This is a genomic window from Bacteroidia bacterium (assembly GCA_041391665.1).
Taxonomy (GTDB): domain Bacteria; phylum Bacteroidota; class Bacteroidia; order J057; family J057; genus JAGQVA01.
The window spans coordinates 998,360-1,011,378 of record JAWKNO010000001.1; the positions used below are offsets into that span (position 1 = coordinate 998,360).

9 protein-coding genes are annotated in these 13,019 nt (G+C 45.4%); 4 read left to right on the forward strand and 5 right to left on the reverse strand.

Going from position 1 to position 13,019, the window contains the following annotated elements; all coding sequences use genetic code 11:
- Positions 1-18 precede the first annotated feature (18 nt).
- Positions 19-1,359, forward strand: a complete 1,341-nt coding sequence (locus R3D00_04180; GenBank protein MEZ4772358.1) for a TolC family protein — start codon at positions 19-21, stop codon at positions 1,357-1,359.
- Here the strand turns inward: R3D00_04180 and R3D00_04185 are convergent, their stop codons facing one another.
- The 3 genes from R3D00_04185 to R3D00_04195 form a co-directional block, all read right to left on the reverse strand.
- Entirely contained in the window at positions 1,360-1,977 is a 618-nt protein-coding gene (locus R3D00_04185; GenBank protein MEZ4772359.1) for an SPOR domain-containing protein, read from the reverse strand. It lies immediately after the preceding gene.
- 78 nt (positions 1,978-2,055) lie between these two features.
- Entirely contained in the window at positions 2,056-2,526 is a 471-nt protein-coding gene (locus tag R3D00_04190; protein ID MEZ4772360.1) for a hypothetical protein, read from the reverse strand.
- Complete coding sequence (locus R3D00_04195; GenBank protein ID MEZ4772361.1) at positions 2,523-3,092, reverse strand: sigma-70 family RNA polymerase sigma factor; 570 nt, start codon at positions 3,090-3,092, stop codon at positions 2,523-2,525. Before R3D00_04195 ends, R3D00_04190 begins: the two co-directional genes overlap by 4 nt.
- Positions 3,093-3,228: 136 nt before the next feature.
- On the opposite strand from R3D00_04195, the gene R3D00_04200 reads away from it, so the two are divergent.
- The gene (locus R3D00_04200) at positions 3,229-3,645 is read left to right on the forward strand and encodes a DUF6249 domain-containing protein (GenBank protein ID MEZ4772362.1); all 417 of its coding nucleotides are present in this window, start codon (positions 3,229-3,231) and stop codon (positions 3,643-3,645) included.
- 1 nt (position 3,646) lies between these two features.
- Here R3D00_04200 and R3D00_04205 read toward each other — a convergent pair whose 3' ends face one another.
- Together R3D00_04205 and R3D00_04210 are read right to left on the reverse strand one after the other, a co-directional pair.
- Complete coding sequence (locus tag R3D00_04205; GenBank protein MEZ4772363.1) at positions 3,647-5,212, reverse strand: BNR-4 repeat-containing protein; 1,566 nt, start codon at positions 5,210-5,212, stop codon at positions 3,647-3,649.
- A 90-nt stretch (positions 5,213-5,302) separates the two neighbouring features.
- Positions 5,303-9,559, reverse strand: coding sequence for a PKD domain-containing protein (locus R3D00_04210; GenBank protein ID MEZ4772364.1), 4,257 nt, complete (start codon positions 9,557-9,559; stop codon positions 5,303-5,305).
- 325 nt (positions 9,560-9,884) lie between these two features.
- Between R3D00_04210 and R3D00_04215 the strand changes: the two genes are divergently transcribed.
- Both R3D00_04215 and R3D00_04220 read left to right on the forward strand, forming a co-directional pair.
- Positions 9,885-10,982, forward strand: a complete 1,098-nt coding sequence (locus tag R3D00_04215; GenBank protein ID MEZ4772365.1) for a substrate-binding domain-containing protein — start codon at positions 9,885-9,887, stop codon at positions 10,980-10,982.
- A 105-nt stretch (positions 10,983-11,087) separates the two neighbouring features.
- A complete protein-coding gene (locus R3D00_04220; GenBank protein ID MEZ4772366.1) occupies positions 11,088-12,956 on the forward strand; it encodes a hypothetical protein in 1,869 nt (622 codons plus the stop codon).
- Positions 12,957-13,019 lie beyond the last annotated feature (63 nt).

A 13,019-nucleotide genomic window follows, 5' to 3' on the forward strand; every position in this document is an offset into this window, starting at 1 on the left:
AACGCGAAAACAACAAAAATGAAATATCGTTTTGCTTTAATCCTTTTGTTTATCCCGCTTTTGCTTCCGGCACAGGAGATTCTAAAACTGGAAGATGCGGTAAAAACAACCCTTGAAAAAAATTATGGGATACAGGTTGCTGAAAACAATGCCCAGATTTCAAGGAATAACGCGCACCCGGGAAATGCGGGTTTGTTGCCCAGGGTTTCTCTTGATGCTGCCGCCAACTACAATAATTCCAATGCTCAGGTCGAACTCATTAATCCCAATGCAGGCCCCGGAGAGGCGCCTTACAATACCGTCGAAGTCAATGGCCTGCAAACCTATGGCGCCAACGCGGGAATAGGGGTTAGTTATACTGTATTTGACGGACTGGGTAATGTGTACAACTACCGGGTGCTGAAAACCAATGCGTCTTTGTCCGAAGAGCAAACCCGTGCCCTGATAGAACAAAGCCTGATTCAGGTGATCAATGCCTATTATACTGTGGCTCGTCTTACCGGTACGTGTAATATTCTGAAGGAACAGCTCAATACTTCGCATGGGAGGCTGGCTTATGTCAAAAACCAGAATCAGTTTGGCAGCGCCAACCGCCTCGCAATCCTTAATGCAGAGGTTGACATCAATACAGATAGTGCAAATCTCGCAACGGCAACGCTTAATCTGGAAAATGCTACCCGCACACTGAATCTGCTGATGGGCAGAGAGATATCAGATTCGTACATGGTCGAAACGCAGGTTTCTTATATAGAAGACCTTCAGCTGGAAGAGTTGAAAACACAGGCCATGAGCAATAATGCCAATCTGGAAGCAGCTACCATTAGCCAGCAGGTGTCAGAGCTTAACCTTCGGGTAAGCCAGGCCAACCGCTATCCACGGTTGGCTGTAAACGCTTCTTATGGATATAACTATAACAACAATGGCGCTGTGAGTTTTGCCCGCTCGATCCAAAGCCTTGGGCTTTCGGCAGGTGCTTCGCTCAGCTTCAGCATCTATGATGGCAGCCGCATCAGCCGGAATGTGCAAAATGCCGAAATCGCTGTCGCCAATAGTCTGACCAGAAAAAAAGAAGCAGAACAACAACTGTTGCTGGATCTGTACAATGCATACGAATCCTATCGGAATAGCCTCGCCATTTACCATCTGGAGCAAAAAAGTTTGCTGGCTGCCAATCAGAATTTTGAGCGCACGCAGGAGATTTTTAAACTCGGTCAGGCTACCAGTGTACAGTTTCGCGAAGCACAACTGAATGTGCTTCGGGTAAAAAACAGGCTCAATGACCTGAAGTACGATATTAAGCTCAATGAATCGGAGCTGATGTTGTTGTCAGGGCAGTTGATTCCTTCGGCAGAAAGATAATTACTCTTTTCCCCGGTTGTTTTCAAAACTGTCTGAGTCTTCGTTTTCCGGAAGGGCACGTGGTACTTTTACCATATCAGGCACAATAAAAGCACCGGGGAAAACTTCTCTTAAGGTGCGCAACATCAAAATCGCATCCTCTTTATCCATGAAATCACCTACTCGCACAACGTAGTTTGGCGCCTGGTACTCCAGATATTGCGAAAGTTTGGGAAACCGGCTCATCGCAGTGCCTTTGGAAGACCAGGCGTTTTGTCGGTTGGAACCTGCAAAAACCTGAATCCGGAACCCCGATATCTGATGCGTATTGCCGTTGATCTCAATATGTTTCTGAATCAGAGATTCCAGCTCTTTATCTGCTTCAATATAAAGCTTTTTTCCCGGCCCAAACAGGTAGCTGAGGCTCATGCCATGGGGCGTTTCCTCCGTTACCTCCACCGCAATTACTTTTGGCTCAGGCATCTTGAAATCTACTCTGTCGCGATAATCAGAAACTTCTTCGCGCTCATATTTGTAGTAAAACTCCTTGCCTTTATTTTTCTTTTTGTCGCCGCCATCCCCTCCTGAGGAAACCTGCACACTCATCATACCTGCGAGGAAAATGCTCAGTAGTTTCATAGTCAAAAAATATTGAGAATTGCCTGAATATCGGTTTGTCTGTACAAAGATGCTAAATAGATTTCACTTACTCAATAGTCATGAGTGATTGGCGATTTTATGCGTTTTCCATCGGTCAAAAAGAATGACTCCCCAGAAGGCAACAATTGCCCAGAAAAATATCGAAATCGTATCATTTGAAAAGGTTTCCGGGAATAAATGGGTCTGATAATAAACCGCCGGAATAATGCCTGATATCAGAATTGAAAATATACTGAGTGAAATCACGATGAGTGAAACCCTGGCAGATGTGAATCGGGGAATTAATGAAACGGAATCAGGGGTAACTTTTTCCATGCTACCGATTTTCTCCATCAGATTTTTACTGAAGCGGAGCGAAGGCTGTTCGATTTGCTGGGTACGCAACAATTGATCAAGCGAAGTGATTTTTTCAAACAACACTTTTACTTCTGCATCCTCCGCTATTTTTTTTTCGAGCTGCTGCTTCGATTCTTCATCCAGATTTCCATCCAGATAATGCCATATCATTTGTTCATCTGGCTGTATCATAACATTTCCTTTAATTCATTTTTCATCATAACCTCCAGCTGCTTTCTGAGAATATTTCGCCCCCGAAACAGAATAATTTTGACATTGGACGGGGTAAATCCAGTGATACCTGTTATTTCTTCAACGTTGCATTCGTGAAGATAGTACAGGGTCAGGATCGAGGCCTCTCGCTCGGGAAGTCTTGAGACCAGTTGCTGTATAATTTCCACATTCTGCCCCGATTGTAAAATTTCCAGCTGCCCCGAAGCCTGATGATCGGCAATTCTTTCTTTTTCTCTGTCATCAATGGAATCTGTATTCTGCTTCCTCGATCTCAACCTGTCGAGCGAAGTATTCCATGCAATCTTATACAACCAGGTACTAAACCGCGCCGATTGTTGAAACGTACTCAGCTTTCGAAAGGCCTTCATAAAAGTATCCTGTGCAGCTTCTTCTGCTTCTTCCCGGTTTTTTAATATCCTGAGGCAAAGAGAAAATACATACCGCTGGTACTTTTCAACCAGAATCCCAAAGGCTGGCGTTTCCCCTTGCAATACCTTTTTGATATGTAACAGATCTTCGGCCATAGATGCTGCGGGTGAGACGGTATATGGGAATAAACGGTTACAAATGATCAGGAATTTTTTTTCTCACCCAATTGTAACCGATATTCTGATATCCGCGTCTCAGATTCCAGATACTTAACTTAATCATTTTTTGCAAATGAATCCACTTCAATTTATTGCACCGACTCTGATGATGCTTACCCTGGGGGTTACCGTCTTCGGAATTATTTACATTAATGTTACTGCGCGTCACAAGGAGCGAATGGCTTTAATCGAACATGACAAAACTGCGGCTGTTTTCAGTTCTAACCCTGCTGATTCATTTCACAAAAAAAGCCGGCAGAATGCACTGAAATACGGTCTGGTCATTTTTGGGCTGGGTATAGGCCTGGTCATGGGGTTTGTTTTGTCAAAAATGGGAATGCCTAAGGAGCTTTCACTTCTTGCTATGATGCTGGTCTGTGGTGGTCTGGGGTTAATGCTGTATTACCGCCTGACCGAAAAAGAAGATGTGGAATCTGTACAAATCCGGGAAGAGAAACACCCTGAGGATATCTTTGATCGTATCAGCTGATTTAATTGCGCGGGCTGATTCTTATGGGCTTTTGTGTGTCAGTTTCCATCTTTTCTGGTAACTGGTACACATTTCCCGCTTTATCGGAGAAGTAGAACCGGGAATTTGAAGGTTGCCTCCCATGTCCATCAGCCCAAAATGCATAAAAGCCTGGTTGTGCATAAATCGTACGTCGTGCATAGGTGTGGTTGTATAAACTGTTTTGGGTAAGGGTGTGTTCCCGCCGCCAGTGTTCTCCACGATCGTTACTTATCCATTCGACCATTTCCCCACCCGGATTGTAAGCCTGTGCCCCAGTATCTGTAGGAGCAATAATACGCCAGGCGTCGGGCTCAATAAACAGGGATCCCATATCGTAATTGTGATCAGAGTTTGTAACAGTAAAAATGGCCCATGACAGACCATTCCAACGGGCAATTCTCCATGTATAAGGCCCGTTTTCCGGTCCGGGTTGATAGCCTGTACTGGTAAGAAACAGAATAACGGGATACCCATTCTCATCGTACGTGAGGTCTTTCATATACACTTTAAGACCTTCAGATTCAAAATCATAAACCAGTGCCGGGTTTTTCGCTTCTGTAAGTGGAATCTGAACTTTTGCGCCATCCATGGCCTGCCAGGATTTTCCGAAATCCCCGGTTTGGATATAATAGAGATTGGTCCGGTAGTTGAGTCCGGCTTCTCCGGGTTTCGGCTGGTCCGGATGGTAGTTAAAAGCGGTTCCTGCTGTGTGAAATTCAGGGTTGTATTCGCTGATCTGGTAATGTCCTTCAGAAATTGCAGCGAGCTTTTGCCATTCAGACCATTCTACTCCATTTTTGCTGGTGACAAAATAAGCCACACGCTGCCCCATTCCGGAGGTTTTGTCTTTTTCATAGTGGGTAAAAAATCCCATAAATCCCTGCCTCCCGGTATTCCAAATCTGGAAATAAGAAAAATTATCCATTGGAACCAGAATCCCGTTTTCCAGTTTTTGGGCATGCACCTGTTCAAAGCCGGAGATGTCAAAAGGAGAAATACTCTTATGAATATAGGATCGGCGGCTTGTCCCATGAGAGGTCGAGAAAATCCAGATATATCCTTTATCGTCAATGGAAATTACGGGATTGTCATGTGCGTCGCTGGTCATTTTGTCAAGAATAATGGTAGGTCTCGCGACTTCTCCTGTATTGTGATCATAAAATGATACCATATGAAGGAGCATTCCCTCCAGCGTATCCCTGTCTCTGCTGATGGTCAGATCAAATTTTTTCCAGGAGTCTTGTGTTGTTCCCCCAAAACAAAAAAAGGTCTTATTTACCTGTGAAGCATATATGGAAAATGGGCGGTGTTTTGCACAGTAAGTACCCATGCCACCGCTGTATTTAAACTGGTAAGGCTCTCCTACCGGCTGATTCATGTACCATATTCCCCGAAATCCATCTCCGGGCTGGTTGATAAACTTCGCATCAGGATATGGGTTATCTTCGGGAGTTGATGGAGGCGTTTTACAGGCAAACAGAAGTAATACAGCAACCGGCAATAACCGAAAGATCAACCGGGGTTGAGGGTAATAAAAGCTTTTCATAATCCTTAAATGTATATGCTTTACCCCATTTTTCAATAAAAAAAAGGCTGCCCATGTTTTCTGGGCAGCCTTTTTTTGTATAAGATTCTCTTACTTGATGACCGTAATGGTGCGGTTTTCAGAGATTGAGTTTCCATCAAAATCAGTCGCCTGTAAGGAGTAAACATATACTCCTTCCTGTACACGCTGACCACTCAGGCTGTTTCCATTCCATTCAAAGTCAGGGTTATTGGATTCAAAAACCATTTGTCCCCAGCGGTTGAATATTTGAATAGAAAACTGGCTCAGATTGTAATGTCCCACACGGAAAATGTCGTTGATACCGTCTCCATTGGGCGAGAAAGCACTCGGTACGGAGATATTGACAATTTTCTTGACCTCAACCACATCTACAAGGGTAATTTCACAACCATTGATATCGGTGAGCACAACACTCACTTCGTATTTGCCCGGGTACTGGTATTCGTGCGCAGGGCTTGGGTCGAAAGAAGTATTGCCATCTCCAAAGTTCCACAACCAACTGGTCAGGCTTGCAGAAGTCGCCACATCAAAGTTGATATTTGCCAATGGCATTTCGATTACTGCGGGATCTTTTACGATTTGTGCAGATTGAGGCGAAAATACAAAACCAGTTACCGGGACACGATCATTGATACAACCAAACTCAGATACCGGCTGAATATAATAGGTTATGTCATAAGGCAGCGGAGGTGTTGTATAAGAAAACCCTTTATGAAATGGCGTATTGTCATTCAATCCATAGAACCAAAGCACTTCATTTTGGGGATCTGTGATCGCCTGAAGTGATGCCAGGTTGCTAAAGCAAACCGTATCATTGCGTGCTTCAAAGATTTCTGGTATTGAGTTGACCGTTACCAGCCCGATTTTGGGAGTCACACAACCCGAGTCAGACGTCGCTACGACATAGATCTGATAGGTTCCTGCTTCCCTGTAAGTATGGACAGGATTGGGGAGAGAGGATGTTGCTGACTGGTCGCCAAAGTCCCATGTATAAGTCATGGTGCCGCTCGCAATGGAGGCTTCATTGACAAATACCATAGAATCACCCAGACATACAGGCTGCGCTTTGTAATCCATTACAGGTTTGGGGTTGATAGTGATATCGCGGTAAACGGTATCCACACAACTGCCAAAAGTTCCTACAGCCAGCATAACTCTGTACACACCGGGTCCGGCATCAGAATAGTCGTGATGCGGGTTTTGGAAGCTGGAGGTGGCGCCGTCGCCAAAGTCCCAGGACCAGTTGTCAATCGGTGTCGGATTGATGCCTGTATTACCGGTGCGGTCAAGGAAGTAGGTAGTTTCTTTTTCACAGGTACCGTCATAGACAAAGTCTGCTGCGGGTTTACTGTAAACATCTACATCCCGTATGACATTGCCGATACATCCATTTTCGGTTGTTACGGTCAGCGAAATCTGGAAAACTCCTGCATTGGGATATACATGGCTGGGGTTGCCGAGATTACTTGTGTTTGGCGGGTTATTCGGGTCGCCAAAATTCCAGCTGTATGACTGGATATAGTCCAGCACACCGGGTACCGTTGAAGAGGTCGAGGCAAACACAACGCTATCCTGACAGGCATTGACTACCCTGAAATCAGCGATAGGGTTGGGGTGAACAAAAACTGTTTTCGTAAAGCTTTTGCTACAGCCATTTTCCGAAGTCGCGGTAAGGGTTACATTGTAATAACCATAGTCAGGAAAAACGTGAGCTGCCGAACTTCCCTGGACTTTCGCCGAATTGTCGCCAAAGTCCCATTCCTGGTTTACGATCGTACCGCCCAGACTAATGGTTGATGTACTGGTAAACTGGTTGGGAAGGCCTTCGCAGACATTGGTGAAGTTGAAGTTTACATCAGGTGCCGGCGCCACGTTGACCGGGCGTACCACGGTATCTTTACAACCATCGCTGGAAGTTGCGATCATCTGAACCTGATAAGTGCCAGCATCGGAAAAAGTATGTATTGGCTGGTTGAGGTTCGAGAAGTTTGCATTGCCTGTTGAGGGGTCCTGGAAGTTCCAGTTCCACAATACAATAGCACCGCTTGCTACGGAGGAAAGATCTGTGAAAGTAGTGATTTCCCCTTCACACTCGTTGCTGGGTACAAAGTCGGCTACGGGCTTGGGGTGAGTTTGAATCACTACTGAAACAGGATCTCCGACACAGCCTGCTTTTACAGGTGATACACTTACCGGAGTCGCGGCCTGGATGTTGTTGACTGTAATGGAAGAGGTCGTACTTCCCGAAATATTCCAAAGGTAACTTGTGCCACCTGAGGCGGTAAGGACAGTATTATCACCGGGGCAGACCAGCAAATCGCCGGAAAGCTGTCCTACGGGTTTGTCCGTTACTTCTACCGTCGTGTAAACAGGCGAGCTGGTACAGCCGTTGGCGAATGTAACTACGGAGTAGGAAGTTGTATTGTTGGGCGCAACCTGGATTGATGCAGTTGTTTCGCCTGTACTCCACTGATAGGTGCTTCCGCCAGTTGCTGTAAGCGTCATGGTATCCCCGTTACAGATTTGTGGTGCTGCGGGAGAAATAGACACAGAAGGCGTCGGGAAAACAACTACCCGTACATTGTCGAAGGTAGTACATATGCCGTTGTCTGCTTCAGCGAGGAAGTTAAGGGTATCGGGTGTAGTACCGTTGTTGACAAATGTAAAGGTTGGATTGGAAGACGTGTTGTTGTTGAGGCCTATAGCTGGTGTCCACAGATAGGTTTGTCCCGGAATGGCCTGTGAACCCAACTGGGCGGTATAGCCTGAGCACATAACTACGTCGGGGCCTCCGTCAATGATGGCACCCTGGGTAATGGTTACAGAGTTGTTGATGGTAACGGCGCAGCCAAAAGTATCTTTAATCGTAACCTGATACGGGTAGGTACCCGGACCGGGATAAAAATGAGTGAAGGCCGAGTCATTACTGTTGGGGTTGCTGGCAAGACCTCCCGTGCCCAGCCAAGAGTAGAGCAAATTGCCACCCGCGTTGGGGTCGGGGAGCGCGTATAAATCTACCTCATTACATCCGACAGTGTCGGCCTGAGCAGCTGAGTTTTCGAGCCCGTTATTGACTTTGATAATAATAGAGTACTGGTTCAGACCATTGATCGGGCATTTATTGTCCTGAAGGGTAAGAACAAAAGAGTATAACCCTGTCGCATTCGGGGTCCAGCAGAAATCTGCGACCGGCTGACCTCCGGAAAAAGAGTTAGCCTGAAGGGGGTTACCCGCATTGATAAAAGTCGCACCTGCAATGCTCTGATCCCAACTCATTGTATAAGTAAGTGTCGGGTCAGGGTTAGTGGTGGGAATCTGGAAACAAAGCGGAAGACCGACGCAGGTATTGATTTCGTTGAATGCCGTAGGAAAAGCCGTAAGACTGTTGATACTTGCATTCGTAATACCACCTGTGGTTGGATTACTACCGACGCAACCAAAACTGATTACCGTAATCTGAATATCCCTTACCACAGAGCCGATCTGAATTCCGTTTCGCCATTCTTTTACTTCCAGACAGAGAACACCTACAACGGGGAGACCAGTAGGGTTGGGTGTCATGGAAATATCACCTGTGGCTGCATTTACCTGAACATTCCATGTAGCTCCGAGTGGCTGCTGAGGGGTATAACCGAAGTTATAGACAACAGACGCACCAGGTCCGTCATAGCAAGTGATCAATGAGTAGGAGAGCGAGTCTCCGTCAGGGTCATAAGCACCCTGATTGAAAGTAAATGCCTGTCCGGAACAAATATAGGGTACAGGTGGGTTGATGAAGGTCGGTGAGTTGTTACAGGGAAGCAGACTCGGGTCGATAATCGTGTTTCCTGTAAAAATACCGGCATTGGAGGCACCGGAAGTGATTGCACCATTGCGGCAGCAATTGCTCCAGGTAATGTTGAATGTGCTACATGCCGGAAATCCCGCTGTACAAAAATTGTAATCAGCATACCAGTAACCTTCCGCTACGCCATTGAGCAGCGCACCGCCATTACAGGCTGTCTGGGATACCCATGAAGGACAAACGGGTGTTACTTCTATATTGTGTACAAAAATCCAGTTCCCGATAATCTGCGGAACTGTCTGGCAACCTCCGGGGTTTCCAATAAAGGAAATGGCAGGCTGCTGGGTCTGTCCAGGTGGCAAAGTTGTGGCACCACCGCTGCAATCAAAATATGACTTATGGAAAATCCTGTATGTACAGGGGTCCAGGCACTCATATGTGATGTCTACACCCATAAAGTGCGTTGCACGAGTGATTCCCCCTGGAATTATCATCAATAATATGACAACCAGAATCTTCGCATTTGTCGAACGAATAACCATAAGGGCTTTAATTTTGGAATGAAACTGACTTACAAAGAGGAATTTCAGGGGTTGAACTTACAAAAATGCAAGGTTTTTTACTAAAAAAACCTGTTTTTCGTCGAACAGACATAAAAACTGTCTAAATGGAGAATAATGGAACATCAACTATTTATGGAATCTTCAGCAAAAAATGGTCTTTATTTCAGAATAACGTACCAGTCACACCCCTTGTTTGTTTATTTATAGCACATCTTTAACAGAAGACGGAGAGATGTTATAGAGAAAACAAAATTATCGGGGAAAATTACTAACTTTGAAAAACAGAAACATCAAGCATCGGGTTATGAGAGCCTTTCGTGCCTTCTTTTTTCTGGTTTTGGCTTTTTATCTGTTTACATTTTGTGAACAGCAGTCGACGACGTCCTCTTCTGAGAGCCCGTCGAGGGAGAATAATTACAAGTCTCAACCTTCTACCTCCCCCAATGCTCAGGAGAATGTGACGAAAGGGGAAATCTACATTGCCGTGGATGAATCGCTTTTGCCGATCATCCAGGCAGAATTAGATAATTTTCAGGCAGTATATGATGGTGCCATTATTCACCCCATCGTTTTACCCGGAGAAGAAGCGATTCGCGCTATGCTGGTCAGCGACTCTATCCGCCTTGTAATTACCGGCAGGAAACTCAACCGCGAAGAAGAGTATCTTCTCGAATCGCTTACCATACCTCCTGACTATGCTACGCTGGGGAAAGATGGTGTGGCGCTGGTCGTAAATCCTAAAAATACAGTTAACCAGCTCCAAACCAGTCAGCTTACCGGCATTCTCTCCGGGGAGATCAAAAGCTGGAAAAAAATCGATCCGGGCTCTCCACTGGATAATGTTTCCCTGATTTTTGATAATGCCCGATCTACAACGATTTCATTTCTTCGCGACAGCCTGATGGAAGGTAAATCTTTCTCCCCGACTGGTACGTTTGCCATGAAAAATACAACGGAAGTCATCGACTACGTTGCCGAAAACCCCGGTTCCATTGGCCTTGTCGGAATGTCATGGCTGAGCGATAAAGATGATCCCAAAGTTCAGGAAAGATTGAAAAAAGTGCGGGTTGTATTTTTGGAGAAACTGGCAGACAGCGATATACCCTGCGCCTATACCCAACAATACTTTGGCCCCTACCAGAGTTTTCTTGATCAGGAGTGTTACCCATTAACCCGAAAAATATATTCCATTTCCCGCGAATCGGGCATTGGACTGGGTACAGGACTTGTGGCATATATAGATGGTCCGCAAGGACAAAAGATCATTCACAAATCAGGCCTGGCCGCGATTCATACGATTCCAAGAAAAATAAAACTTCCTGAAGAAGAACCAAACACAACCACAGCAAGGCAAAAACCACCTACAACAAAAGAAAATAGTCCAGACACGGGTAAAAAGTGAAACCACACGGCTGATAGTCAGTGGGTGACTTTAGCCCATATCCGGCAGTCAATGAAGTATGTAATCTATGTTTAACCTCGTAACTTAATAAAACTATTGACGATTATGTTGAAACGTGTTGTGATTTTCTGCGTTGGTATCCTGGTTTTTGGTCAGGCCGCCCTCTTTGCTCAGGTTCCTCTGGATAAACCCAAGCAAAACATTCTCTACGAAAAATTTGGCGATGCTGAAACTGAACTCAAGCAGCTTCTGTCTCAGGCTCCTAAGAATATTGATGAGATATATTACCTGCTGGGAATGATTTCCTATAAGCAGGAAGGGTATGATAAAGCCAAAGAGTATTTTCAGACTGGCTTGAAAGAAAGAAGTTCCAGCGGCCTCAACATGGCTGGTATGGGAATGTCGATGATCAAAGAAAGCAAACTCGCCGAAGGATATGACTTTCTCACCAAAGCACTCGCCCGCAGTAAAGGAAAAGATTTTGATGTGGAAGTAGCCGCTGCGCTTGCTTACCTTGAAGGTGGCCCTTCAGAAACCGCTGAAGCGAAAAAAATCCTCTATGCCCTGAAAGACAAAGATCCTAATGATCCCCGCCCGCATATCTATCTGGCAGAATACTACAAAAAGCAGGGTGTACCCGAACTTGCTATCGAAGAATACGAAAAAGCCAAAGAAAAAGCACCTGATTTTGTACAGGCTTATGCTGCACTCGCAGAACTTTACTTCGAAGAAGGTAAAAAAACCGGTGACGGTAATATGTTGAACGAGGGTGTGAAAAATGCCAATGAAGCCATTCGCATTGACCCCGCCTTCCCGCCTTCTTACCGTATCCGTGGTGAGCTGAACCTCCTGGCGAAAAGATACGAAGCTGCCAGAGACGACCTGAAAAAATACGTCTCCATGACTGACAACGACCTCCGCGCGCGTATCCGTTATGCAAGTTTCCTCTTCCTCAGTGAAAACTATAAGGAAGCGATCGCTGAGTTGGAACAAATCGAGATCGATACAGTAACCAATGTTATGCTCCGCCTCAAAGGTATGTCATACAACAAACTTGGAGACCAGACCAAAGCCAAAGATGCTATGGACAAGTATTTCAGCCGTGTAGCAAAAGAAGACTATATCATTTGGCAGGACTATCAGGTTACAGGTGATATTTACCGTGCCATGGGTAATCTGGAGCAGGCAGATGAGAACTACAAAAAAATGGTTGAGAAAAATGATGAAATGGTTTCCTATTTCGAAGATCTCGCTAAAGAATATGAGGCTAAAGCCAATGCCATTGACGATGAGGCAAAAAGCTATCGCTCCGCTGCAACTGCTGCCCAGTCAGACGTTCAGAAATACTTTGATGCCTACAACGAATGTGCAAAAGTAAATGATGCCGAATGTGCCGACAAAAATAAAATCCTGATGGACGAAGCGGCAGAAAAAGGCAAAGAAGCCCTGGCTAAACGCGATGAGGTGCTGGCTAAACAACTTCCCATCTACAAGCTGGAAGCGCACTACCGGCAAAAAGTCGTAGATTATGCTGATGGTGAAAGCCTCCAGAATTTCTACCGCCTGGCCAGAGCCCAGTACAATGGGGAAATGTACCATGAGTCTATCCCCAACTTCAAGAAAGTGATCGACCTGAAGCCTGACTATGTGCCTCCCTACAACTATCTGCTTCAGGTAGCTAACAGACTGGAAGACGAAGACAAGGAGTCCATGTCATGGTATGTAAAAGAGCCGGCAGAGATGATTGTAAATGCTTTTGGAAACAAAGCGGTAGGTAGCCTCGAAAACTCAGAAGCTAAAATCCTGTTGATCGGCTACGAAATTCTTGCCAATTACAACTTCAATCCTTCGGGAGAAGAAGGAAACTACCATTGTCCCGAAGCTAAACCCTTCGTTGACAAAATATATGCGATTGATGCCAATTATTCCCGGATCAAAAATCTGGCGGACTATTGTGCAGAAGTAAATCGTTAATCAGAAATTAAACGAGGTACAGAGGCTTGTAAACAGAATGGGTTTACAGGCCTCTTTACTTTT